Origin of the sequence: Stenotrophomonas sp. GD03958, assembly GCF_029839005.1 — a bacterium.
GTDB classification, from domain to species: domain Bacteria; phylum Pseudomonadota; class Gammaproteobacteria; order Xanthomonadales; family Xanthomonadaceae; genus Stenotrophomonas; species Stenotrophomonas hibiscicola.
The window spans coordinates 1-23,033 of record NZ_JAOBZT010000024.1; the positions used below are offsets into that span (position 1 = coordinate 1).

The window sequence follows — 23,033 nt, forward strand, 5'->3', positions numbered from 1 at the left end:
CCCCGCAACCGGACCCACCCCGCTTCCGACAGTTCCCTGCGATCTGCCGGGACGGCGTGCTGTGCGGCTGTTGGTGGGTGTCGACCTTGGTCGACACGGTGGATCCACGCTATGCGTGGATGAGTCCAAACGCGCCGACCTTGGTCGACACACCGGGTCACAGCCCCTGCATCAATGCCATCTGCGCGGAATGCGGCGCTTCGTCGTGCGCCGGCGCGCGCTTGTGGTAGATGCCGTCGGCATCCAGTTCCCAGGCGTTGAGATTGTCGTCCAGGTAGTTCTGCAGCACTTCGCGATAGACCCGCTTGGCCAGCTCCGGGTCGAGGATCGGGAAGCAGGTCTCGACCCGGCGCAGCAGGTTGCGCTCCAGCCAGTCGGCGCTGGCGCAGTACATTTCTGGAGCGCCGTCGTTGCCGAACCAGTAGACGCGGCTGTGTTCCAGGAAGCGGCCGACGATCGAGCGCACGCGGATGTTGTCCGAGATGCCCGGCACACCCGGGCGCAGGGTGCAGGCGCCGCGGATGATCAGGTCGATCTGCACGCCGGCCTGCGAGGCCGCGTACAGGGCGCGCACCACCTGCGGTTCGTTCAACGCGTTCATCTTGGCGATGATCCGCGCCGGGCGGCCGGCGGCGGCGATGCGCGTCTCGCGCTCGATGCGGCCGAGGATGCCGGTGTGCAGAGTGAAGGGCGACTGCAGCAGGCGCTTGAGCTTCATCTTCGAGGCGAGGCCGGACAGCTGCTGGAACAGCAGGTGCACGTCGTTGCCGATGTCCGGGTCAGCCGTGATCAGGCTGATGTCGGTGTACGCGCGGGCGGTACCGCTGTGGTAGTTGCCGGTGCCCAGGTGTACATAGCGGCGCAGTTTGCGGCCTTCGCGGCGCACGATCAGCAGCATCTTGGCGTGGGTCTTGTAGCCGACCACGCCGTACACCACCTGCACGCCGGCCTCCTGCAGGCGATCGGCCAGGCCCAGGTTGGCTTCCTCGTCGAAGCGCGCGCGCAGTTCAACCACCACGGTCACGTCCTTGCCGTTGCGCGCGGCCTGGATCAGTGCATCGACGATCAGCGAATCCTTGCCGGTGCGGTACAGGGTCTGCTTGATCGCCAGCACGTTCGGATCGATCGCCGCCTGCCGGATCAGGTCCAGCACCGCGGTGAAGGCGTCGAACGGATGGTGCAGCAGCAAGTCCTGGCGTGTCACTGTCTCGAAGATGCCGTCGCTGTCGCGCAGGGTGCGCGGGGTCATCGGCGGGTACTTCAGGTCCGGCTGCGCGATCAGGTCGTACAGCTGGATGATGCGGTTGAGGTTGACCGGGCCATCGATGCGGTAGACCGCGTTCTCGGTCAGGCCGAAATTCTGCAGCAGGGTGCGCACGATCTCACGCGGCATGTCGTGGGCGATCTCCAGGCGCACCGCCGGCCGGTAGCCGCGGTCCACCAGCTCGTCGCGCAGCGCCAGCGCCAGGTTTTCCACTTCCTCCTCATCCACCACCAGCTCGGAGTTGCGGGTAACGCGGAACTGGTAGGCGCCCTGGACTTCCATGCCCGGGAACAGCTCATCGACGAAGGTGGACAGCACCGACGACAGGAACACGAAATTCTGTGATCCGCCCAGCTTTTCCGGCAGCTGGATGATGCGCGGCAGTGAGCGCGGCGCACGCACGATGGCCAGGTGGCCGGCGCGGCCGAACGCGTCGGTGCCTTTGAGCACCACCACGATATTCAGCGACTTGTTGAGGATCTTCGGGAACGGATGCACCGGGTCCAGGCCCAGCGGCGACAGCACCGGCATGATCTCGTTGCGGAAATAGGCGCGCAACCAGCGCCTCTGTCGATCGGTCCAGGAATGGCGGCCGAGCACGCCGATGCCGGCCTCCATCAGCGCCGGGCGCAGCGTCTCGTTCCAGCAGCGGTACTGTTGGTCCACCAGTTCGGCGGCGCGGTCATGGATGGCGCTGAGGATGGCCTGCGGGCTCATCCCGTCCGGTGCCGGCGGCAGGCCGAACTCCTGCGCGTGGCGCACGGCGGCGGCGCGGATCTCGAAGAACTCGTCGAGGTTGGTGCAGGAGATGCACATGAAGCGCAGGCGCTCCAGCAGCGGCACCTGCGGGTCCATCGCCTGGGCCAGCACGCGGAAGTTGAAATCCAGCTGCGACAGCTCACGGTTGATGTACAGCGCCGAGTCGCGCAACGGATCGTTGTCCGGGCTCACGGGGAGGGGGAGGGATCCGAGGCTGCTCATGGCGTCATTCTTCGATGGAGGTCAGGGGGGCGGACTCGCGCGGGCGCACGTGGTCGGCATCGAAATGGCAGGAGAACACCGAGCCCTTGCCGACTTCGCTTTCGATCTCCAGCCGTGCGTGGTGCAGGCCGAGGATGTGCTTGACGATCGACAGGCCCAGTCCGGTACCGCCACTCTCGCGTGAGCGGCTGCTGGAAACCCGGTAGAAGCGTTCGGTCAGGCGCGGCAGGTGCGTGGCGGGAATGCCGTAGCCGGAATCGCGCACGGCCAGCACGGCGCCGTCGCCCTCGCGGCGGAACTCCACCGCGATGCGGCCACCGGCCGGGGTGTAGCGCACCGCGTTGGTGACCAAGTTGGAGAAGGCGCTGTGCAGCTCCTTGGTCGAGCCCTGCAGGTCAACGCCGGCCAGATCGTCGATGCTGATCTGGTGGCGGCCCTGGCTGTGCGCTTCGGCCTCGCGGCGCAGGGTTGCCAGCATCGGCTGCATGGCCACGGTCTCTTCCTCGCTGTGTTCCTGCGATTCCAGGCGTGACAGCGTCAGCAGGTCTTCCACCAGCTGGGCCATGCGCTGGCTCTGCTTGCGCATTTCTTCCAGCATCGGCCCGGTTCCCGGGAAATCCTCCGGGTCCATCATGTCCAGGTAGCCGTGGACCACGGTGAGCGGCGTGCGCAGTTCGTGTGAAACATTGGCCACGAAGTCGCGGCGCACCTGTTCCAGGCGAAGCAGCTTGCTGACGTCACGCGCGATCAGCAGCCAGTAATCCGACGAATAGGGAATCAGGCGCAGGTTCAGGCGGATCGCCGGGTCGACCGGGGAGGGCACGTCCAGGATCGGCTCGGCGTTGCGGCCACCGGCCAGCCAGTGCGCCAGCGGCATTGGCTGCAGGCGTTCGACCAGGGCCTCGCCAAGGTCACCGGGATGGTGCAGGCCGAGCAGGGCGGTAGCCGCTTCGTTGAACCACTGCACGCGCTGGCTGTTGCGGTCCAGCACCACCACCGCATCGGGAAGCGCGGCGGCAGCGGCGCGGTAGCTGCGCAGCATGTCCAGCAGGCGGCGCTTGCGTACGCGCATTTCCACCTGGTTGCGGTACAGCAGGCGGTCCAGCTCGTTCCAGACGCCGCTGCCTTCCTCGGCAGTGTCCCAGCGCTGGCGCGCGGTCAGCCGCCGCAGCACGCTGCGCAGCCGCCAGTAGTGCCAGGCCAGGGTGGCCAGCGCGCCCAGTGCGATGCACAGCCACAGATGCCCCGAGAGCCACCCCACCAGTCCGGCGAACAGCAGCACCGCGGCAACGGTGGCCAGGGTCTTCAACCAGGCAGAGCGGATGTGGCGGGGCATTGCGATCTCGTCGTTGAGGTGCGGCGGTTCACTGGGGTGAACCGAGGGTTATAGCAGAGTTGCCGGCGCCGGCACCCGCAGGTGCGTGGCGCCGGCACGACGAGACTCAGGTGGCAGTGGAGAAACGGTAGCCGGCGCCGCGCACGGTCTGCACCATGTTCTCGGCGTTGAACGGTTCCAGCGTCTTGCGCAGGCGGCGGATGTGCACGTCGATGGTGCGCTCCTCCACGTACACGCTGCCGCCCCACACATGGTCCAGCAGCTGGGCGCGGGTATAGACGCGCTCCGGGTGGGTCATGAAGAAGTGCAGCAGGCGGTATTCGGTCGGGCCGATCGGCACCGGCTGGTCATTGGCGAATACGCGATGCGCCGCGCCATCGATGCGGATCGGGCCGACCGCCACGCTGCCGTCCTCGTCGTCCTCGCGGGCGCGGCGCATCACCGCGCGGATGCGGGCCAGCAGTTCGCGCGCCGAGAACGGCTTGACCACATAGTCGTCGACGCCGGCTTCAAGGCCGCCAACGCGGTCGTTCTCTTCGCCGCGCGCGGTCAGCATGATGATCGGCACTTCGCGGGTCAGCGTTTCCTTGCGCCAGCGACGGGCCAGGTCCAGGCCACTCGTACCGGGCAGCATCCAGTCCAGCAGGATCAGGTCGGGGACGCGGTCGGCGATCGCAGTCTGGGCCTCCCGGGCATCGCCGGCGTGGACCGGTTCGTAATCGCCCTTGCGAAGGGCGAAGGCGACCATTTCACGGATCGCGGGCTCGTCATCGACGATCAGGATGCGTTTCTGCACGAGGACACCGTAGGGCTCGGTTACTGGAGTGGTGCCAGTAGACTACGGTTTGATGACATGTTTGTGACTACCCGGCCTGGAACCGGCTGGGACTGCCATCGGCCGGTCATGCAGCGCTCAGCGCCGGTCCAGGTCCGGATCCTGCACACCCTGGCGGCGCAGCTCCAGCACGGTCGGGGTGATCGATTCGATGCGCGCGTCAACCCGCGCACGGCCGATGTAATCCAGTGCCGGGTTGCGCTTGAGCGCCTGCAACTGCAGCAGCGCCTGCTCCGGCCGTCCGCTGAGGAAGGCCGCCTCGGCATAGGCCTCGCTGGCACGCACGCTGTCGCCGGCCAGCTCGCTGGCGCGGGCATATCGCTGCTGGAAGACCGGATCATTACCGCTTTGCGACAGCAGGGGCCGCAGCATGGCCTGCGCGCGCTGGCCGGCCTCACGGGTACCCTGTTCGTTCAGGATCTCGGCATAGGTCAGTGCCACCGGGCGGCTGTTCGGGTGCTGGCGCAGCAACTGCTCGAAGCGGCTGTTGGCCTGGGCGGCCTGGCCGGCCCGCGACTCCGCTTCGCCCAGCGCCAGTGCCAGCCACAGGTTGTCCGGCCGGGCCTGCAGCAGGCCGGCCAAGGTCTGCCGGGCCTGGATGGCGCCGGCGCGTCCGCCGCGCATCACCGCCAGCGCCTGGCCATAGCGCTGGGCATCGTTGAGGCCGTCCTTCTGGCGCTTGGCCAGATCGGCGTACTCGCGTTCCAGCTCGGGCGTGGAGTCCGCGCTGAGCACGCGCAGGCGCTCGCGCGCCCAGTCGAAGTCGCCACTGGCGCCGCGGCTGAGCTGGCCCATCGGGATGCGCAGCACGTTGCTGGGCAGCAGCGGGTTGTTTCCGCGCAGCAGGGGCTCGGCCAGGCTGGGGTCGGCCGGGTCCACGCGCTCCCTGCGCTCGCCGCTGGGGGTCGTGGTGGTCAGCAGCACCGTGTCCTTCTTCATCTGCTCGGCGCGGGCCTTGGCCTCGCTGATGCGGGTGATGTTGACCGGGTGGGTGCGCAGGAACTCGGGCACGCTGTAGCCGCCTTCGTTGCCGCGCATCGCCGATGCCATCCGTTCGAAGAAGCCGGCCATGGCATCCACGTCGTAGCCGCTGCGCGACAGCGTGCGGATGCCGAGGCGGTCGGCCTCGGACTCGTTGGAACGGGTGTAGTTGATCTGCCGCTGCTGCATCAGGCCCATGCCGGAACTGATCGCGGCCATGGTCGCGTTGCCGGATGACGTGCTGTTGCTGGCCTGCGCGGCCACCACCGCCGCCAGCATGCCCAGCAGGATCGGGATCTGGTCGCGTTGGGCGCGCTCTACCCCGCGCAGCACGTGCTGCTGGGTAACGTGGGCGATTTCGTGGGACAGCACCGCGGCCACCTCGTCCTCGCGCTCGGCGGTCAGGACCAGGCCGGCATTGACGCCGATGTAGCCGCCGAGGGTGGCGAAGGCGTTGATCTGCCGGTCCTTCATCACGAAGAAGGTATAGGGCTGCCGTGGCTGGTCACTGTTGGAGCCGAGCCGGGTACCCATGGTCTGCAGCCAGTCGTTCACCAGCGGGTCGTCCAGCAGGTAGCCATAGTTGCGCAGCTCGCGCAGCATCATCGCGCCGTACTCGGCCTGGCGGGCCGGGGTCAGCAGCTCACCGGCCGAGGAGCCGATGTCGGGCAGCTTCTCCTGGGCCTGGGCCAGCGGCACGGCCAGGGCCAGGGTGACGGCGGTAGTCAGCAGCAGGGCTCGCAAGCAGGGGGTCCTCGGGCGGGGCGCGCCAAGCGTGGCAGGGCAGGGGGCAACCATTCGTTAATCCACAGTGTTGCGGCCGTGGCGTGGAAATTCCAGCGCACCGGTACCATATGTAGACCGTCGATCCATCGTGGAGTTTCCCGTGACAGCCCAGACCGCCGGCGGTGCCCCCGCCATCACCATCTATTCCACCGCCGTCTGCCCGTACTGCGTGGCCGCCAAGAACTTCCTGAAGAGCAAGGGCCAGCAGTGGACCGAGGTCCGCATCGACCTGGACCCGGCCGAGCGGGAGAAGATGGTGGCCAAGACCCGCCGTACCAGCGTGCCGCAGATTTTCGTCGGCGACGTCCATGTCGGCGGCTACGACGACATGATGGCCCTGCACCGTGAAGGCAAGCTCGAGCCGCTGCTGGCCGGGCAGGGTCAGGCATGAGCGCGGCCGACGACGGCAGCAAGGACCGCATCGCCGAGTTCACCGACTTCCGCAAGCGCATGAACGAACGCATCCTGGGCGAACCGAACCAGGTGGTGCGGCGCTTCTTCGCGCTGGACACGCAGACCTACCAGGCCGGCGCGCTGGACGTGAAGACCAAGGAACTGCTGGGCCTGGTGGCTTCGATGGTGCTGCGCTGCGACGACTGCATCAGCTACCACGTGGCCCAGTGCAAGGACGCCGGGGTGACCCGCGAAGAGTTCTTCGAGACCTTCTCGGTCGGCCTGGTGGTCGGCGGTTCCATCGTTATCCCGCACCTGCGCCGCGCGGTCGACTTCCTCGACCAGCTCGAAGGCGGCGCCGCCGCGCCAGCCGCGCACGAGCACTGAGGGGTGTGCTGGCCGCGGGCCGGCATCGCCTGAACCCGGCATGGCCGGGGCTGCCGGCCAGCGGCCGGCACTACCGCACCCGCGAGGGGCCTTCCCCAAGATCCAACAGCCCAGGAGCCCCTTCTTGTTGAAGGGGCGCGCCGACAGGCGGGGGTAGAGGAAGAATGCGCGGGCAATTATGCCTTTGCCGGGGTCAGGACCATGGTCTACTTGGGTAGCCAGCCCCGGCTAAGGCATAATTGCCGGTGAAACTTCCTTTGCGCCGGCGTTTCCGGGCACGTCCGGACGGCGTTTTTCCCCCTGTTCGGAACATCGATCAATGACGCAGAAAATTACGGTCATCCGCGGCGACGGCATTGGCCCGGAAATCATGGACGCCACCCTGTTCGTGCTCGACCAGCTCAAGACTGGCCTGGAGTACGAAGACGCTGACGCCGGCCTGGTGGCCCTGGAAAAGCACGGCGACCTGATGCCGGCGGTGACCCTGGAATCGATCGCGCGCAACAAGGTCGCGCTGAAGAGCCCGCTGACCACCCCGGTCGGTGGTGGCTTCACCTCGATCAACGTCAGCCTGCGCCGCCATTTCGATCTGTACGCCAACGTGCGTCCGGCCCACACCTTCCCGAACACCAAGTCGCGTTTCGACAACGTCGACCTGATCACCGTTCGTGAGAACACCGAAGGTGCCTACCTGGCCGAAGGCCAGGAAGTGTCTGCCGACGGCGAGACCGCGTTCTCCGGCACCCGCATCACCCGCAAGGGCTCCGAGCGCATCGTGCGCTACGCCTTCGAGCTGGCCAAGAGCACCGGCCGCAAGAAGGTCACCGCCGTGCACAAGGCCAACATCATCAAGTCGACCTCGGGCCTGTTCCTGAACGTCGCCCGTGAAGTGGCCGCGCAGTACCCGGACATCGAATTCCAGGAAATGATCGTCGACAACTGCTGCATGCAGCTGGTGATGCGTCCGGAACAGTTCGACGTGATCGTCACCACCAACCTGTTCGGCGACATCATCTCCGACCTGTGCGCCGGCCTGGTCGGCGGCCTGGGCCTGGCCCCGGGTGCCAACATCGGCAAGGACGCGGCGATCTTCGAAGCCGTGCACGGCACCGCGCCGGACATCGCCGGCCAGGGCAAGGCCAATCCGTGCGCGCTGCTGCTGGCAGCCGCGCAGATGCTGGACCACATTGGCCAGCCGGAAAACGCCGAACGCCTGCGCAAGGCCATCGTGGCGACCATGGAAGCCAAGGATTCGCTGACCGGCGACCTGGGCGGTACCGGTACCACCATGAGCTTTGCCCGGGCCATCGCCAGCCGCCTGTAAGCGGCTGGCATTCCGGCTGGAGATCGCCCTCGGGCGACGTCCAGTCGGGGACGCGGAGCGTTGAAGACGGGCCGTCCTTGTACGGCCCGTCTACGTTTTCAATCGCGGGATTTGACCAACAGGATGTTTCCAGATGCCTGAGGCGGCCGTGTGGGTCGTGGCGGCCGTTGCCGTCTATGCCATCGGCGTGGCGATCTACGCCACCTTCTACTGGCCGTGGTCCCGTGCCCAGCGTGCGCTGCGCCGCTTGAGCAGGCATGGGGTGCCCCTCCGCAGCCTGCGGGAGAGCGAGGCGCGCATCCTGCGGTTGGTCGAATTTCCGGCAGGATTGCCTGTGTATCTGCTCGAAGGCAGCTGTGCGGCATTCGTGATCAGGAGCAGGATCTCTCCGGCCCAGCATGTGCAGACGCTGGCCGGCGTCCCAGTGAAGTATCCGGCGGGCCTTGCACGTGCCGTGCGTATGGGCAGCAATACCGCCGAAGTGGTGCTGGGTCGTGACCACGCGATGATCGTGCGACTCAATGGGGTCAAGCTGGCCTGGTAGAGCTCGACACTAACATGAGCCGTCTGTGCAAAAATCGCACAGATCATGTACCGATACGTGGCTGGTTGGTGCGCCATTCGCTCCGCATCCTGTGCCCACTTTCCACTGCACAGGAGTCGCTCCATGAATCTCACCGCCTTCGGCCTGGCCAGCCTGATCGGCATGGCCGCCACCACTCCGGTCGTCGCCGCCGAGCCGGCCCATCCCACCATCCGCCATATGGCGGGCGCGCCGGTCGCGGCCTCGCTGGATGCGGCGAAGACTGCGGTGTTGGTGATCGACTTCCAGAACGAGTACTTCGACGCCAGCGCCGCGCCGGGCTTCGCCGGTGGCCGCATGGTCATTCCCGATGGCGTGGCCGCACTGCGCCAGGCCAAGCGGGTGGTCGCGTTCGCCGATGCCCACGGCATCCGCGTGATCCACGTGCAGCATGTGTTGCCGGCCGGCGCACCGCTGTTCGCGCTGGGCAGCGTCAATGCCGACTTCCATCGCGACCTGCAGCCGCGCAAGGGCGAGACCGTGGTGCAGAAGGACAACGTCAGCGTGTTCGCTGGCAGCTCGGCCGCGGTGCTCGACACGGTGCTGAAGCATGCCGGTATCGACACCCTTATCGTCACCGGCCTGCAGACCCATGCCTGCGTCGCCGGTGCTGCGCGCGACGCAGCGGCCGCACCACGTGGCTACCGGGTGATCGTCTCGTCCGACGCCAGCGCCAGCCGCGACCTGGACCTGGCCGGTGGCCAGCGCATTGGCCATCGCGCGCTGCATGACGCCTCGCTGGCGCAGATCGAAGACGCGTTCGGGGATGTCATGAGTACCGACGCGATCCTGGCGTTGCCGGTGCGCAAGGCTGGCGACGGCGCTTGATAAGCTGGCGGGGCCCGCATGCCGTGGGCACCGCAACGTGGAGCCACTAGCCGATGGATCACTTCGCCGCCCTGCGTGCGCTGCGCGCCATCGTTGACGCGGGCAGTTTCACGGCGGCCGCTGAACGCTTGGGAACCACCCACTCGGCGATGTCACGGCAGTTGCGCCAGCTGGAAGAACATCTGCAGGTTCGCTTGCTCGATCGCAACAGCCGCCGGCTGTCATTGACCGAGGCCGGGCGCGACTACTATCGCGAGGCGGCAATGCTGCTGGACCGCCTGCAGGAGGCGGACGATCGTGCCCGCGCCGGGCAGGCGCAACCCCGTGGCAGGGTGCGGATCAGCGTGCCGCAGGTGGTGGCCAGCCAGGAGCTGCCGCATTGGTTGCCGTCCTTCCTGCAGCGCTACCCGCAGGTCGCGCTGGATCTGTCGGCCGATGATCAGCTCGTCGATGTCGTCGGTGGTGGCTTCGACCTGGCGCTGCGTATTGCAGCCTCGCTACCGGACAGCCAGCTGGTCGCGCGCGAACTGGCCAGCTGCCCGCGCATCCTGGTCGCTGCACCGTCCTACCTGGCGCGTCATGGCCTGCCGCGTCAGCCGTCGGACCTTGCGCAGCACGCGCTGCTGGGGTTCAGTCCTGCAGCGGCGATGTCGCCCTGGCAGCTGCAGGGGCCGCGCGGCGCCAGCGCGAGCATCGAGGCCGGGCAACGCCTGCGGGTGGATGCAACGCCGGCGCTGTATGCCGCCGCGCTGGCGGGCATGGGCATCAGCCTGTTCACCGCACTGACCGTGCAGGAAGACCTGCGCGCCGGTCGTTTGATCCGTGTGCTGCCCGCCTGGCACGCCGGGCAGCGGCGCTACTTCGCGCTGTATCCGCATGCGCGGGCGCTGGCGCCGAAAGTGCGCGCGCTGGTCGAGCACCTTGCGGCGCACTACGCTGCACAGGTGGGCGCGACTGGCTAGCCGGGAAATGCAGCGATGCGTAACAAAGAGAAAAGGGCGCCCAGAAGGCGCCCTTTGTCGTTTATGGCTCTATCCGGTTCAGCGCTGCTGGATCTTCGACAGCAGGCGCAGGAACTCCACATACAGCCAGACCAGGGTCACCATCAGGCCGAATGCGCCATACCACTCCATGTACTTCGGCGCGCGCTGGGCGACACCGGTCTCGATGAAGTCGAAGTCCAGTACCAGATTCAGCGCGGCCACGACCACCACGAACAGGCTGAAGGCGATGCCCAGCCAGCCGGAGTCATGGATCACCGGCACGTTGATGTTGAAGAAGCCCAGCACGAACGAGGCCAGGTAGAGCAGGGCGATGCCGCCAGTGGCCGCGATCACGCCCAGCTTGAAGTTCTCGGTGGCCTTGATCAGGCCGCTGCGGTACGCGAACAGCAGCGCGAACAGGGTGCCGAAGGTCAGCAGCACGGCCTGGAACACGATGCCGGGGAACTTGGCGTTGAACACGGCCGAGATGGCGCCGAGGAACAGGCCTTCCACCAGCGCGTACATCGGCGCGGTGACCGGCGACCATTCCTTCTTGAAGACGGTGATCAACGCCAGCACGAGGCCGCCGATGGCGCCGCCCATGGCATACAGCTTGGCTCCGGCCATGACCTGGCCGTAGTCATCGATGGTCTGGTTCCAGGCGAAAGCGGCCGTCAGCACGGTCAACAGCAACAGGAAGCCGGTCTTGTTGACGGTGCCGTTGAGGGTCATTGCCTGGTCGGGGCTGGTCACCACCGAGCCGCTGGCGAGGTCGAGGAAGGTCGACTCGGAAAGAGCCGGATTGCCGCTGCGCATGCGTGTTCTCCGTGCGAATGAAAGGTCGGGACGGCCGTCCGGCCGATGTCTGCGAGCATAGCCGATGACCACGCATCGCGCCGTGGCGGTTTCATGGCTGGTCTCGCCTGCGTTGACAGCTCACGATGTGCTTGGCCACAATGAACGACTCCCCGGGCCTGGCCCGAGGGGATTGCAAGACCGGGGTATAGCGCAGTCTGGTAGCGCGCCTGCTTTGGGAGCAGGATGTCGGGGGTTCGAATCCCTCTACCCCGACCAATCCCACGTCACGTCGGATTGGACACCGTTCCGGTTCGGGCGCCCGTAGCTCAACTGGATAGAGCACCGGCCTTCTAAGCCGGCGGTTACAGGTTCGATTCCTGTCGGGCGCGCCACCGGCGAGTACCGGGATCGCATCGGCCGATGTGAAGAAGTGCTTGCAAAAGCGTAAAGACTCCACCAGAATATCGGACTCGCTTCGGCGGACCGGAACTTCGGTGACAGTCTCCAGGCAAGGTTTCAAGGTTCCAGTGCTGGCGGTATCGGCGGTGGAGCGAAAGTTTCAGTGGTGGCTGTAGCTCAGTTGGTTAGAGTACCGGATTGTGATTCCGGTGGTCGGGGGTTCGAATCCCCTCAGCCACCCCACTGTTTCAACCGTGCCGGCGCAGCCGAAACGGTATTGCAATAAAAAGAATGCACGCTACAATGTGCGTCTGAGTTTCACGGGCCGTTAGCTCAGTTGGTAGAGCAGTTGACTCTTAATCAATAGGTCCAAGGTTCGAATCCTTGACGGCCCACCAAGACAGAAGCCATCTGGTACGCCAGGTGGCTTTTTTCTTATAAGTGTGACTCCTTCATTTGGATGGATCACGCGTTGCAGGCCCCGCTCGGCGCGGATCTGCAACGGCAGCGGGATCGCAGTGCTGGTTTCAACGGCGTTGAAAAAAGTGCTTGCACCCACCGAGCGGATCGGGTCATAATTCGCGCCCCGATTTCGGGCTGTTAGCTCAGTTGGTAGAGCAGTTGACTCTTAATCAATAGGTCCAAGGTTCGAATCCTTGACAGCCCACCAGACGAAAGCCACTTGGTTCGCCAAGTGGCTTTTTTCTTGTCTGCGCGCCGGGTTGAGCGTGCGGATGCCTGCACGCCCGGTCGCACGTCATCCATGAATGGCGTGGATCTACTGAAGCGATGCTGAAATCAGGGGCATACGCGTCATCAGTGTTTTCAATGCTGTGCGCTGCTTCTCACCGCGTCGCGTCCTGTATCGCACCCAATGGATCTTCCGCGCCAGTGGCGCATGCACGAAGGAAGATGTTGATGGCTGATATCAATCGATTGCACCGCACGCTGTGGGTTCCCTTCGCGTTGCTGGCACTGGCGGCCTGCACGCCGGCCAACGATCCCGCGCAGACCGTCGAACGCGATGCTGGCACCGAGAGCGCTCCGGCGCGCCCGGTGGGTGAGGCCATGCGGATGCAGCCGGCTCAGCCCGCGGAAGGGGAGGCCCTGCCCGACGCGGTGGACGTGCAGCGCAATGCGGATGGTTCGGTGGACGTACGCAAGGCCACGCCGGAGTCGGCGGCACTGCGGCGCACCGAAGACGAGGGCGTGGAGATCCGCAAGGTGGATCCTCCGGCCGAGTCGGGGTCCGATACGGCGCCGGCCAAGGCCAGGCCGCAGCAGTGAACCCTGCCACCCCGGATCAGCTTGCGCTCCCCGGGGTGGTCCAACGCGCGCGCCGCGCGATCGCCATGTTCAGTTTTGTGCAGGCCTTCCGATTCCTGCCATCGCCTGCGACAATGAACGCCTGAGCCGGCCACGCGAAAGTGGCGGAATTGGTAGACGCCCTGGATTTAGGTTCCAGTGCCGCAAGGCGTGGGGGTTCGAGTCCCCCCTTTCGCACCAGTGCCGGCCTGTCCCCGCCCTGATCGGGCCATCTGCGCCCCTTGACCGGCACGCGCTGGCAGTGCAGGCCGAATTGGGCGAAACTAAAGGGCTGCGGCAAGCAGGCGCGTCCCAGACGTCGCGTCCTTACAACCGTTTCATCCCAATCATCGAGCCGGGGGCGTGGGCCACCGGTGGCAGGAGTCAACATGCAAGCTTCGATCGAATCCACCGGCAACCTGGAACGCCGCCTGAGCTTCTCGCTGCCGGAAGAGCGTCTGCAGAGCCACATCGCCGGCCGCTTGGGCGAAATCGCCCGTACCACCCGCATCAAGGGGTTCCGTCCGGGCAAGGTGCCGGCCAAGGTGATCGAGCAGCGCTTCGGCGCGCAGGTCCGTGGCGAGGCGCTGGACGGCCTGCTGCGCGAAACCTTCGACGCGGCCGTGCGCGAGCACGACCTGCGCGTCGTCGGCAGCCCGCGAATCGACAAGGGCGACGAGGGTGAATTCTCCTTCGTGGCCACCGTGGAAGTGGTGCCGGACTTCGGCGACATCGACGTCAGCAAGCTGACCGTCGTGCGTCACACCGCCGAGATCACCGAAGCCGACATCGACCAGATGATCGAGAACCTGCAGAACCAGCGTCGTACCTGGGCCCCGGTCAGCCGTGGTGCACAGGAAGGCGACCTGGTCGCGGTGGAAACCTGGTCGCAGGCCGGCGAAGAGCGCCTGCCGGCCGAGGGTACCGAGAAGGGCTCGATCGTTCTCGGCCAGGGCATGATGTTCGACACCATCGAAAAGGGCCTGGTCGGCCTGGCCAAGGGCGAAGAGAAGACCCTGGACGTCGAGTTCCCGGCTGATTGGCGCGTGCCGGTGCTGGCCGGCAAGACCGTGCAGGTCACCGTCAAGGTTGCCGAAGTGTCCGAGCCGGTCGTGCCGGCGGTCGACGAAGCCTTCATCAAGAGCTTCGGCGTGAAGGGTGGCGACGTCGCGCAGTTCCGCAGCGACATCCGCGCCAACCTGGAGCGTGAGCTGAAGGGCGCGCTGATGAACCGCCTGCGCCGTGAAGTCGGCGAGCAGCTGATCGCGGCCTACTCGTCGGTCGAAATGCCGCCGCGCCTGGTCGAGAACGAAGCCCGCGCCATGCTGGCCCAGCAGGTCGAGCAGCTGCGCCGCAACGGCCAGAACGTCGGCGAGATCCCGGCCGATGCCCACGAAGGCTTCAAGGACGCTGCCGCCAAGCGCGTGCTGGTCGGCCTGCTGGTCGGTGAAGTGGCCCGCATCAACGACCTGCGCCTGGAAGCCAAGCGCCTGAACGAAACGATGCGTCTGATCGCTTCGACCTACGAAGAGCCGGAGCAGGTCATTGAGATGTACCGCAACGACCCCCAGCTGATGTCTGGCCTGCAGAACCGTGTGATGGAAGAGCAGGTGATCGACTGGATCGCCGAGCGTGCCCAGCACACCGAAGAGAAGCTCTCGTTCCAGGACGCGATCCGCCAGTAAGTCCGCGGATCACCGGATGCCCCGCGCCTTTGCCGGCGCGGGGTTGTTGCCCCCCAAGATAGGTACCTCACGTAATGGACAACCGAACCAAAGCCCTGAACCTGGTTCCGATGGTGGTCGAGCAGACCAGCCGCGGCGAGCGTGCCTACGACATCTATTCGCGCCTGTTGAAGGAGCGTCTGATCTTCCTCGTGGGCCCGATCGACGATCACATGGCCAACGTGGTGGTGGCGCAGTTGCTGTTCCTGGAATCGGAAAACCCGGAAAAGGACATCAACATCTACATCAACTCGCCGGGTGGCGTGGTCACCGCCGGCATGGCGATCTACGACACCATGCAGTACATCAAGCCGAATGTGAGCACCACCTGCATCGGCCAGGCCGCCTCCATGGGCGCCCTGCTGCTGGCCGCGGGCGAAGCCGGCAAGCGCTACGCGCTGCCGAACTCGCGCGTGATGATTCACCAGCCGCTGGGTGGCTACCAGGGGCAGGCCACCGACATCGACATCCATGCGCGAGAGATCCTGACCCTGCGTTCGCGCCTGAACGAGATCCTGGCCAAGCACACCGGCCAGTCGCTGGAGACGATCGCCCGCGACACCGAGCGCGACAACTTCAAGAGCGCCTTCGAGGCGCAGGCCTACGGTCTGGTCGACCAGGTCCTGGAGCGTCGTCCGGATGAGTCGATCCAGGCCGGTTGACCGGCCTTCACGGGGCCATGGAGGCCCCGTTCCTGCAGGGTCGGGCGGGACTGGTGTCCCCTCGGCCCTGTGCTATTCTCGAATCGAACCCCCGTTCAGCGGGTGGGGTAACTGGGTAAGCGAAGCATGACCGAAGACCGCCAAGGTCGTTCCACGGACACCGGCAAGATCCTCTACTGCTCTTTCTGCGGCAAGAGCCAGCATGAAGTGCGCAAGCTGATTGCGGGTCCGAGCGTATTCATCTGCGATGAGTGCGTGGAGCTGTGCAACGACATCATCCGTGAGGAGCTTGAGGAGAAGGCGCAGTCGGCACGCAGTTCGCTGCCCAAGCCGCGCGAGATCCTCGAGGTCCTCGACCAGTACGTGATCGGTCAGAACCGCGCCAAGCGCACCCTGGCCGTGGCCGTCTACAACCACTACAAGCGCATCGAGAGCCGGCAGAAGAACGACGACGTCGAACTGGCGAAGTCGAACATCCTGCTGGTCGGCCCGACCGGTTCGGGCAAGACGCTGCTGGCCGAAACCCTGGCCCGCCTGCTCAACGTGCCGTTCACCATGGCCGACGCCACCACGCTGACCGAAGCCGGTTACGTGGGCGAGGACGTGGAGAACATCATCCAGAAGCTGCTGCAGAAGTGCGACTACGATGTCGAGAAGGCGCAGCAGGGCATCGTCTACATCGATGAAATCGACAAGATCTCGCGCAAGAGCGAGAACCCGTCGATCACCCGCGATGTATCCGGCGAAGGCGTGCAGCAGGCCCTGCTGAAGCTGATCGAAGGCACCGTGGCCAGCGTCCCGCCGCAGGGCGGCCGCAAGCATCCGCAGCAGGAATTCCTGCAGGTGGACACCAAGAACATCCTGTTCATCTGCGGCGGTGCGTTCGCCGGGCTGGACAAGGTCATCCAGGCCCGTTCCACCGACATCGGCAGCATCGGCTTCGGTGCCAAGGTGAAGAGCAGCGAGCGCAAGCAGGAAGTGGGCAAGGTGCTGGCTGAGGTCGAGCCGGAAGACCTGATCAAGTTCGGCCTGATCCCCGAGTTCGTCGGCCGCCTGCCGGTGGTCGCGACCCTGGAAGAGCTGGATGAGCCGGCCCTGATCAAGATCCTCACCGAGCCGAAGAACGCCATCACCAAGCAGTTCAAGAAGCTGTTCGAGATGGAAAACGTGGAGCTGGAGTTCCGTCCGGACGCGCTGTCGGCCATCGCCAGGAAGGCGCTCAAGCGCAAGACCGGCGCCCGCGGCCTGCGCACGATCGTCGAATCGGTCCTGCTGGACACCATGTATGACCTGCCGTCGCAGGAGAACGTCAGCAAGGTGGTGGTGGACGAATCGGTGATCGAGCACAAGTCCGAGCCGTACCTGATCTACCAGACCCCGGCGGCCCCTGAACAGAAGGCCGCAGGCGCCGAGTGATCCTTCCAGGTTGTTGATTGGAAAGGATTTTCAAGGAATGCCTTGCATCTGAAAGCCGATGGCCCCATAACGGGGCCATCGGCTTTTTTTGTCTCCGGAAGATGCCCTCCCGGAGGCGGTTTTCCCCCTTCCCTGGAGCCCCCATGGCCCGTTCCCCAAGTGAAACCCTCGACCTGCCGGTCCTGCCGCTGCGCGACGTAGTGGTGTTCCCGCACATGGTCATCCCGCTGTTCGTCGGCCGTGACAAGTCCATGCACGCGCTCGAACAGGCAATGGAGGCAGACAAGCGCATCCTGCTGCTGGCGCAGAAGTCGGCCGAGACCGACGACCCGCATGCGGCCGACCTCTACCAGGTCGGCACGCTGGCGCAGGTGCTGCAGCTGCTGAAGCTGCCCGACGGCACCATCAAGGTGCTGGTCGAAGGCCTGTCGCGCGTGCAGGTCACCCATGTTGACGAGCGCAACGGCTCGCTGCACGGGCAGGCAGTGGAAATCGATGCCACCGACGAGCGCGAGGCGCGCGAGGTCGAGGCCATCGCCCGCTCGTTGATGTCGCTGTTCGAGCAGTACGTGAAGACCAACCGCAAGCTGCCGCCGGAACTGCTGCAGACGCTGTCGGGCATCGATGAGCCGGCACGCCTGGCCGACACCATCGCCGCGCACATCAGCGTGCGCCTGGCCGACAAGCAGCGCCTGCTGGAAACGCTGGCCGTCGGTGACCGCCTGGAGATGCTGGTCGGCCTGGTCGACGGCGAGATCGACGTGCAGCAGATGGAGAAGCGCATCCGCGGCCGCGTGAAGTCGCAGATGGAGAAGAGCCAGCGCGAGTACTACCTCAACGAACAGATGAAGGCCATCCAGAAGGAACTGGGTGACCTGGACGACGCGCCGGGCGAGCTGGAAGAACTGGCCCGCAAGATTGCCGAGGCCGGCATGCCGAAGGCGGTTGAAGCCAAGGCGCGCAATGAACTGAACAAGCTCAAGCAGATGTCGCCGATGTCGGCTGAAGCCGCCGTCGTGCGCAACTACCTGGAGTGGCTGCTGGGCGTGCCGTGGAAGAAGCGCAGCAAGGTGCGCAAGGACCTGAAGGTGGCGCAGGACACCCTCGATGCCGATCACTACGGCCTGGAGAAGGTCAAGGAGCGCATCCTTGAATACCTGGCGGTGCAGTCGCGCGTGAAGCAGATGAAGGGCCCCATCCTGTGCCTGGTCGGGCCGCCGGGCGTGGGCAAGACCTCGCTGGGCCAGTCCATCGCCAAGGCCACCAACCGCAAGTTCGTGCGCATGTCGCTGGGCGGCGTGCGTGACGAGGCCGAGATCCGTGGCCACCGCCGTACCTACGTCGGTTCGATGCCGGGCCGAATCGTGCAGAACCTCAACAAGGTTGGCAGCAAGAACCCGCTGTTCGTGCTGGACGAGATCGACAAGATGTCGATGGACTTCCGTGGCGATCCGTCGTCGGCGCTGCTGGAGGTGCTCGACCCGGAGCAGAACAACGCGTTCAACGACCACTACCTGGAAGTGGACCTGGACCTGTCCGAAGTGATGTTCGTGGCCACCTCGAACTCGCTCAACATTCCCGGCCCGCTGCTGGATCGCATGGAAGTGATCCGCATCCCCGGCTACACCGAGGACGAGAAGCTCAACATCGCCACCCGTTACCTGGTGCCCAAGCAGGTCAAGGCCAACGGCCTGCAGCCGGAAGAACTGGAGATCGGCAGTGACGCCATCCAGGACATCGTGCGCTACTACACGCGCGAATCGGGCGTGCGCAACCTGGAACGCGAGATCGCCAAGATCTGCCGCAAGGTGGTGAAGGAGATCGCGCTGGCCGGCCCGCAGCCGGTGAAGGCGAAGAAGGGCGCGAAGAAGCCCAAGGCGCTGGTCAATGTGTCCAGCAAGAACCTGGACAAGTACCTGGGCGTGCGTCGCTTCGACTTCGGCCGTGCCGAGGAAGAGAACGAGATCGGCCTGGTCACCGGCCTGGCCTGGACCGAGGTCGGTGGCGATCTGCTGCAGATCGAATCGACACTGGTGCCGGGCAAGGGCCAGCTGATCCTGACCGGCCAGCTCGGCAACGTGATGAAGGAATCGGCTTCAGCGGCGCTGTCGGTGGTGCGTTCGCGCGCCGTCGGCTTCGGCATCGACAGCGACTTCCTGCAGAAGCACGACGTGCACCTGCATGTGCCCGATGGCGCTACGCCGAAGGACGGCCCGAGTGCCGGCGCGGCGATGGTCACCTCGCTGGTATCGATGCTGACCAAGGTGCCGGTGCGTGCCGACGTGGCGATGACCGGTGAGATCACCCTGCGTGGCCGTGTCACCGCCATCGGCGGCTTGAAGGAAAAGCTGCTGGCCGCATTGCGGGGCGGCATCCGCACGGTCATCATTCCGGAAGAGAACCGCAAGGACCTTGCAGACATTCCGGCAAACGTTACCCGCGATCTGCAGATCGTGCCGGTGAAGTACATCGAGGAAGTGCTGGACCTGGCGTTGGAGCGCCCGTTGGCACCGAAGAAGGCACGCAAGAGTGCGCAGCGTGTCACGGTGCGCAGCAAGGCCAAACCGAGTGGAAGTGCGCGCGTCAAGCATTGACGCGCACCGTCCAATGGCCCGAAACCCGCGTCGTTGCTGGCTTTCCAGCTTGCGTGGGGGTAGGGCCACTGGTATAAAAGCAGCACTCGCGAATGAGTGATCGCTGTCAGCGATGACTGAATCGGCGAACCGTTTCCACATGGCGGCCGCATGCAGAAGGCGTGCGGTTGCTTCCCTGTCGAATAAGCGGAACCCACCGCCAAAGGAGTTGTAGAGAATGAACAAGACCGAATTGATCGATGCCGTTGCTGAAGCTGCGGACCTGACCAAGGCCGAGTCCAGCCGCGCTGTCGATGCCGTCGTTGCTGCCATCACCAAGGCGCTGAAGGACGGCGATGCGGTCACCCTGGTTGGCTTCGGTACCTTCCAGGTCCGCGACCGTGCTGCCCGCACCGGCCGCAACCCGAAGACCGGCGACACCATCAAGATCGCTGCTTCGAAGAATCCGTCGTTCAAGGCTGGCAAGGCTCTGAAGGATGCTGTAAACTAAGCGGCTCGCTGGGGTGCTTAGCTCAGCGGTAGAGCGTCTCCTTTACACGGAGAGGGTCGGGGGTTCGAAACCCTCAGCACCCACCACAGCACCGCGGTAACGTTTGAGTGTGGAGCGGTAGTTCAGCTGGTTAGAATGCTGGCCTGTCACGCCGGAGGTCGCGGGTTCGAGTCCCGTCCGCTCCGCCATTCAACGAGGCCTCCGGCCAAAAGCTGGAGGCTTTGTTTTCTCCCAGGTCCAGGCCGATGGGAAAACAAAAAAGCAACAATGCGGAGCGGTAGTTCAGCTGGTTAGAATGCTGGCCTGTCACGCCGGAGGTCGCGGGTTCGAGTCCCGTCCGCTCCGCCACTACATCAAGGCCCCCGGCCTAAAGCTGGGGGCCTTGTCTTCTCCCCGGAAGGTTCGGGAAGAAGGCGAATAGGTTCTTGCAAGAATGGAGCGGTAGTTCAGCTGGTTAGAATGCTGGCCTGTCACGCCGGAGGTCGCGGGTTCGAGTCCCGTCCGCTCCGCCATTGCAGAGTCTTAAATCCCTGTGAAAAAACTTTGAAAAAAGTGTTCATCGGGCTGGGTTTCCAGGGAGTCTTCGGATATACTGGGCGCCTGCAAAGTTTCAGCGCGGAGCGGTAGTTCAGCTGGTTAGAATGCTGGCCTGTCACGCCGGAGGTCGCGGGTTCGAGTCCCGTCCGCTCCGCCAACTCTAAAAGCCCTCGGCGCAAGCCGGGGGCTTTTTCTTTAGGCCGTCGCAAAGTGATGCGCAGGCCGCGCCGCCGCTGCTTTTGGTCCCTGCGGCGAAGCGGGTTACACTGCCGGGCTCGCCAATCAGGCCTTGTGATTCCTCACCATGCTGCAGAAACTCCGCGACAAGACCTCAGGCTGGATCGTCACCGTGATCCTGGGGCTGCTGATGATTCCGTTCCTGTTCGTGATCGACAACAGCTACCTCGGTGGCGTTGGCGCTCAGAACGTGGCCAAGGTTTCCGCCCCGCCGACCTGGTGGCGTTCGGCACCGTCGTGGTGGCCGGTGCGCATGCTGTGGCAGCACCATGAGATCAGCGCGCAGGATTTCCGCACCCGTTTCGAGCAGGAGCGCATGCGTGAGCGCCAGCAGCAGGGCGAGAACTTCGACCCGCGCGCTTTCGAGAGCACCGAAAACAAGCTGGCCGTGCTCGACCAGCTGATCGATGAGCAGGTCGTGCGCCTGGTCGGTGAACAAGCCGGCGTTGTCATTGGCGATGGTGCGGTGCGCGAGTACATCGCCACCATCCCGGCCTTCCTCGATTCGAACGGCAAGTTCAACGAAAACAACTATCGCCTGGCCCTGGCCGGTGGCAATCCGCCGCGTACCCCGACCCAATTCCAGGAACTGGTGCGCGAGAGCCTGCAGCAGTCGGTGATCCCGTCGGGCCTGCAGAATTCGGGCTTTGTCACCCAGGCCGAAACCGAGCGCCTGCTGAAGCTGCTGGGTGAAACCCGCGACGTCGAACTGGCCGCGTTGCCGGAAGTACCGGCTGACACCGCGCCGGTGACTGACGCGCAGATCAAGCAGTGGTACGACAGCCACGGCAAGGATTTCCGCCAGGCCGAGAGCGTCTCGCTGGAATACGTCGAGATCAACGGTGCGAACCTGCCGGCACCGACTCCGGCCGATGAAGCGACCCTGCGCAAGCGCTATGAAGAAGAAAAGGCGAAGTTCACCTCGCCGGAGCAGCGCCAGGCCTCGCACATCCTGATCACCGGTGACGGCGCCGAAGCCAAGGCGAACAAGATCGCTGCCGAAGCCAAGGCGGCCGGTGCCGACTTCGCTGCGCTGGCCAAGGCCAATTCGGAAGATCCGGGCTCCAAGGACCAGGGCGGTGACCTGGGCTGGGTCGAGCGCGGTGCGATGGTCAAGCCGTTCGAAGACGCACTGTTCGCTGCCAAGGCCGGTGACGTGATCGGCCCGGTCAAGACCGACTTCGGCTACCACATCATCAAGGTCGCCGCGGTGCGTGGCGGGGAAGGCAAGTCGTTTGAGGAAGTACGTGACACGCTGGCCGCCGAGCAGCTGAAGGCCGACGGCGAACGCGGCTTCAACGAGCTGGCCGGTCGTCTGGTGGATGCCATCAACAAGAGCCCGAGCGATCTGGCCGCTGCGGCCAAGGAAGTCAACCTGCCGCTGCAGACCCTGGGGCCGATCACCCGCGCAACCGCCAGTGGCATCGCCGCTGACCCGGCCGTGCTGCGTGCCGCCTTCTCTGAAGTGCTGGTGCAGGACGGCACTGCCAGCGACCCGATTGCGCTGGGCGGCACGACCAACCACAGTGTGGTCATCCGAGTGGCCGCCCATACCCCGGAACAGGCCCTGCCTCTGGACAAGGCCCGCGAGCAGGTGATCGCCGCGATCCGCGCTGACCGCCAGCGCCAGGCCAGCGACAAGGCGGCCGATGCCATCCTGGCCAAGCTGAAGGCGGGCGCCACCCTGCAGTCGCTGGCCGCAAGCGAGAAGCTGCAGCTGAGCCCGATGCCGGGCCTGCCGCGCAGCCAGCCGGTGCCGACCCCGGAAATCAACCGCGCCATCTTCAGCGCGCCTGTGCCGGCCGAAGGCAAGCCGAGCTACGGCAAGGTCGACGTCAACGGTCACGCGCTGCTGTTTGCAGTGAACAAGGTCAACCCGGGCGACATCAAGGAAGTGACCGCCGAGCAGCAGAAGCAGCTCAAGGAGCAGCTGAGCCAGATCGATGGCATGGCCGCAGCCAAGGCCTACGTGGATGCGATGCGCAAGAAGTTCATGATCCAGACCACCGAAGCGAACCTGTAAGCCTCGCGGCGAGCAGATCGAAGAAGGCCCGGCATTGCCGGGCCTTTTTTGTCTTCGCGTCGTTTGTGTCGCGCTTGCGCTTTGGCAGTGGTCGAGCTTGCTCGACCGCCTTTTGTAGAGTCGAGCCGTGTTCGACTGCATCTGCTGCGCGCAGGCATGAAGAAGCC

18 protein-coding genes and 11 tRNA genes are annotated in these 23,033 nt (G+C 65.3%); 24 read left to right on the forward strand and 5 right to left on the reverse strand.

Annotated features, from left to right (window positions below; genetic code table 11):
• Window positions 1-157: 157 nt before the first annotated feature.
• The 4 genes from ppk1 to N5C25_RS09390 all read right to left on the reverse strand — a co-directional run bounded on the left by ppk1 (window position 158) and on the right by N5C25_RS09390 (window position 6,195).
• On the reverse strand, window positions 158-2,245 hold the full coding sequence (gene ppk1, locus N5C25_RS09375) for a polyphosphate kinase 1 (protein ID WP_262214585.1): 2,088 nt from the start codon (window positions 2,243-2,245) through the stop codon (window positions 158-160).
• A 4-nt stretch (window positions 2,246-2,249) separates the two neighbouring features.
• Entirely contained in the window at window positions 2,250-3,581 is a 1,332-nt protein-coding gene (phoR, locus tag N5C25_RS09380) for a phosphate regulon sensor histidine kinase PhoR (protein ID WP_019659537.1), read from the reverse strand.
• A 106-nt stretch (window positions 3,582-3,687) separates the two neighbouring features.
• Entirely contained in the window at window positions 3,688-4,377 is a 690-nt protein-coding gene (phoB, locus tag N5C25_RS09385) for a phosphate regulon transcriptional regulator PhoB (protein WP_005408258.1), read from the reverse strand.
• Window positions 4,378-4,494: 117 nt separating this feature from the next.
• Complete coding sequence (locus N5C25_RS09390; RefSeq protein WP_251103210.1) at window positions 4,495-6,195, reverse strand: M48 family metalloprotease; 1,701 nt, start codon at window positions 6,193-6,195, stop codon at window positions 4,495-4,497.
• A gap of 88 nt (window positions 6,196-6,283) precedes the next feature.
• On the opposite strand from N5C25_RS09390, the gene grxC reads away from it, so the two are divergent.
• From grxC to N5C25_RS09420, 6 genes are all read left to right on the forward strand, one after another.
• Window positions 6,284-6,574: a glutaredoxin 3 gene (grxC, locus tag N5C25_RS09395; protein WP_019659535.1), complete on the forward strand. Its 291-nt coding sequence runs from the start codon at window positions 6,284-6,286 to the stop codon at window positions 6,572-6,574.
• Window positions 6,571-6,963 carry a carboxymuconolactone decarboxylase family protein gene (locus N5C25_RS09400; RefSeq protein WP_005408260.1) on the forward strand — a complete coding sequence of 131 codons (393 nt, stop codon included), beginning with the start codon at window positions 6,571-6,573 and terminating at the stop codon, window positions 6,961-6,963. Before grxC ends, N5C25_RS09400 begins: the two co-directional genes overlap by 4 nt.
• A gap of 319 nt (window positions 6,964-7,282) precedes the next feature.
• The gene (locus N5C25_RS09405; RefSeq protein WP_058980324.1) at window positions 7,283-8,287 is read left to right on the forward strand and encodes an isocitrate dehydrogenase; all 1,005 of its coding nucleotides are present in this window, start codon (window positions 7,283-7,285) and stop codon (window positions 8,285-8,287) included.
• A 133-nt stretch (window positions 8,288-8,420) separates the two neighbouring features.
• Window positions 8,421-8,831 carry a hypothetical protein gene (locus N5C25_RS09410; protein ID WP_279936850.1) on the forward strand — a complete coding sequence of 137 codons (411 nt, stop codon included), beginning with the start codon at window positions 8,421-8,423 and terminating at the stop codon, window positions 8,829-8,831.
• A gap of 123 nt (window positions 8,832-8,954) precedes the next feature.
• Window positions 8,955-9,698, forward strand: coding sequence for a cysteine hydrolase (locus N5C25_RS09415; RefSeq protein ID WP_171952406.1), 744 nt, complete (start codon window positions 8,955-8,957; stop codon window positions 9,696-9,698).
• Between the two features lie 53 nt (window positions 9,699-9,751).
• A complete protein-coding gene (locus N5C25_RS09420) occupies window positions 9,752-10,660 on the forward strand; it encodes a LysR family transcriptional regulator (protein WP_279936851.1) in 909 nt (302 codons plus the stop codon).
• A 78-nt stretch (window positions 10,661-10,738) separates the two neighbouring features.
• On the opposite strand, the gene N5C25_RS09425 is transcribed toward N5C25_RS09420, so the two are convergent.
• Window positions 10,739-11,497, reverse strand: a complete 759-nt coding sequence (locus tag N5C25_RS09425; RefSeq protein ID WP_021202979.1) for a Bax inhibitor-1/YccA family protein — start codon at window positions 11,495-11,497, stop codon at window positions 10,739-10,741.
• Between the two features lie 181 nt (window positions 11,498-11,678).
• Here N5C25_RS09425 and N5C25_RS09430 point away from each other — a divergent pair.
• The 18 genes from N5C25_RS09430 to N5C25_RS09515 all read left to right on the forward strand — a co-directional run bounded on the left by N5C25_RS09430 (window position 11,679) and on the right by N5C25_RS09515 (window position 22,866).
• A tRNA-Pro gene (locus N5C25_RS09430) sits at window positions 11,679-11,755 on the forward strand.
• 39 nt (window positions 11,756-11,794) lie between these two features.
• Window positions 11,795-11,871, forward strand: a tRNA-Arg gene (locus N5C25_RS09435).
• A 173-nt stretch (window positions 11,872-12,044) separates the two neighbouring features.
• Window positions 12,045-12,121 (forward strand) — tRNA-His (locus tag N5C25_RS09440).
• A gap of 79 nt (window positions 12,122-12,200) precedes the next feature.
• A tRNA-Lys gene (locus N5C25_RS09445) sits at window positions 12,201-12,276 on the forward strand.
• A 196-nt stretch (window positions 12,277-12,472) separates the two neighbouring features.
• Window positions 12,473-12,548, forward strand: a tRNA-Lys gene (locus tag N5C25_RS09450).
• 248 nt (window positions 12,549-12,796) lie between these two features.
• A complete protein-coding gene (locus N5C25_RS09455; RefSeq protein ID WP_279936852.1) occupies window positions 12,797-13,165 on the forward strand; it encodes a hypothetical protein in 369 nt (122 codons plus the stop codon).
• 134 nt (window positions 13,166-13,299) lie between these two features.
• A tRNA-Leu gene (locus N5C25_RS09460) sits at window positions 13,300-13,384 on the forward strand.
• 188 nt (window positions 13,385-13,572) lie between these two features.
• The gene (gene tig, locus N5C25_RS09465) at window positions 13,573-14,868 is read left to right on the forward strand and encodes a trigger factor (RefSeq protein WP_019659529.1); all 1,296 of its coding nucleotides are present in this window, start codon (window positions 13,573-13,575) and stop codon (window positions 14,866-14,868) included.
• Window positions 14,869-14,942: 74 nt separating this feature from the next.
• Window positions 14,943-15,569 carry an ATP-dependent Clp endopeptidase proteolytic subunit ClpP gene (clpP, locus tag N5C25_RS09470; protein WP_019659528.1) on the forward strand — a complete coding sequence of 209 codons (627 nt, stop codon included), beginning with the start codon at window positions 14,943-14,945 and terminating at the stop codon, window positions 15,567-15,569.
• Between the two features lie 126 nt (window positions 15,570-15,695).
• Window positions 15,696-16,985, forward strand: coding sequence for an ATP-dependent Clp protease ATP-binding subunit ClpX (gene clpX / locus N5C25_RS09475; RefSeq protein ID WP_279936853.1), 1,290 nt, complete (start codon window positions 15,696-15,698; stop codon window positions 16,983-16,985).
• Window positions 16,986-17,128: 143 nt separating this feature from the next.
• Window positions 17,129-19,579 (forward strand): endopeptidase La, encoded by a 2,451-nt coding sequence (gene lon, locus N5C25_RS09480; RefSeq protein ID WP_058980318.1) that lies wholly within the window; start codon window positions 17,129-17,131, stop codon window positions 19,577-19,579.
• A 217-nt stretch (window positions 19,580-19,796) separates the two neighbouring features.
• Window positions 19,797-20,069 carry an HU family DNA-binding protein gene (locus N5C25_RS09485; RefSeq protein WP_005408270.1) on the forward strand — a complete coding sequence of 91 codons (273 nt, stop codon included), beginning with the start codon at window positions 19,797-19,799 and terminating at the stop codon, window positions 20,067-20,069.
• 11 nt (window positions 20,070-20,080) lie between these two features.
• Window positions 20,081-20,155 (forward strand) — tRNA-Val (locus N5C25_RS09490).
• A 25-nt stretch (window positions 20,156-20,180) separates the two neighbouring features.
• Window positions 20,181-20,257: transfer RNA gene (locus N5C25_RS09495), tRNA-Asp, on the forward strand.
• 83 nt (window positions 20,258-20,340) lie between these two features.
• A tRNA-Asp gene (locus N5C25_RS09500) sits at window positions 20,341-20,417 on the forward strand.
• Between the two features lie 87 nt (window positions 20,418-20,504).
• Window positions 20,505-20,581: transfer RNA gene (locus N5C25_RS09505), tRNA-Asp, on the forward strand.
• A gap of 105 nt (window positions 20,582-20,686) precedes the next feature.
• Window positions 20,687-20,763 (forward strand) — tRNA-Asp (locus N5C25_RS09510).
• A 147-nt stretch (window positions 20,764-20,910) separates the two neighbouring features.
• A complete protein-coding gene (locus N5C25_RS09515) occupies window positions 20,911-22,866 on the forward strand; it encodes a peptidyl-prolyl cis-trans isomerase (RefSeq protein WP_279936854.1) in 1,956 nt (651 codons plus the stop codon).
• Window positions 22,867-23,033 lie beyond the last annotated feature (167 nt).

Bases quoted from the DNA above. Each gene is read 5' to 3' on its own strand.
- ppk1 (WP_262214585.1), bottom strand. From the start codon at position 2,245: ATGAGCAGCCTCGGATCCCTCCCCCTCCCCGTGAGCCCGGACAACGAT.
- phoR (WP_019659537.1), bottom strand. From the start codon at position 3,581: ATGCCCCGCCACATCCGCTCTGCCTGGTTGAAGACCCTGGCCACCGTT.
- N5C25_RS09390 (WP_251103210.1), bottom strand. From the start codon at position 6,195: ATGGTTGCCCCCTGCCCTGCCACGCTTGGCGCGCCCCGCCCGAGGACC.
- N5C25_RS09400 (WP_005408260.1), top strand. From the start codon at position 6,571: ATGAGCGCGGCCGACGACGGCAGCAAGGACCGCATCGCCGAGTTCACC.
- N5C25_RS09405 (WP_058980324.1), top strand. From the start codon at position 7,283: ATGACGCAGAAAATTACGGTCATCCGCGGCGACGGCATTGGCCCGGAA.
- N5C25_RS09410 (WP_279936850.1), top strand. From the start codon at position 8,421: ATGCCTGAGGCGGCCGTGTGGGTCGTGGCGGCCGTTGCCGTCTATGCC.
- N5C25_RS09415 (WP_171952406.1), top strand. From the start codon at position 8,955: ATGAATCTCACCGCCTTCGGCCTGGCCAGCCTGATCGGCATGGCCGCC.
- N5C25_RS09420 (WP_279936851.1), top strand. From the start codon at position 9,752: ATGGATCACTTCGCCGCCCTGCGTGCGCTGCGCGCCATCGTTGACGCG.
- N5C25_RS09425 (WP_021202979.1), bottom strand. From the start codon at position 11,497: ATGCGCAGCGGCAATCCGGCTCTTTCCGAGTCGACCTTCCTCGACCTC.
- N5C25_RS09455 (WP_279936852.1), top strand. From the start codon at position 12,797: ATGGCTGATATCAATCGATTGCACCGCACGCTGTGGGTTCCCTTCGCG.
- tig (WP_019659529.1), top strand. From the start codon at position 13,573: ATGCAAGCTTCGATCGAATCCACCGGCAACCTGGAACGCCGCCTGAGC.
- clpP (WP_019659528.1), top strand. From the start codon at position 14,943: ATGGACAACCGAACCAAAGCCCTGAACCTGGTTCCGATGGTGGTCGAG.
- clpX (WP_279936853.1), top strand. From the start codon at position 15,696: ATGACCGAAGACCGCCAAGGTCGTTCCACGGACACCGGCAAGATCCTC.
- lon (WP_058980318.1), top strand. From the start codon at position 17,129: ATGGCCCGTTCCCCAAGTGAAACCCTCGACCTGCCGGTCCTGCCGCTG.
- N5C25_RS09485 (WP_005408270.1), top strand. From the start codon at position 19,797: ATGAACAAGACCGAATTGATCGATGCCGTTGCTGAAGCTGCGGACCTG.
- N5C25_RS09515 (WP_279936854.1), top strand. From the start codon at position 20,911: ATGCTGCAGAAACTCCGCGACAAGACCTCAGGCTGGATCGTCACCGTG.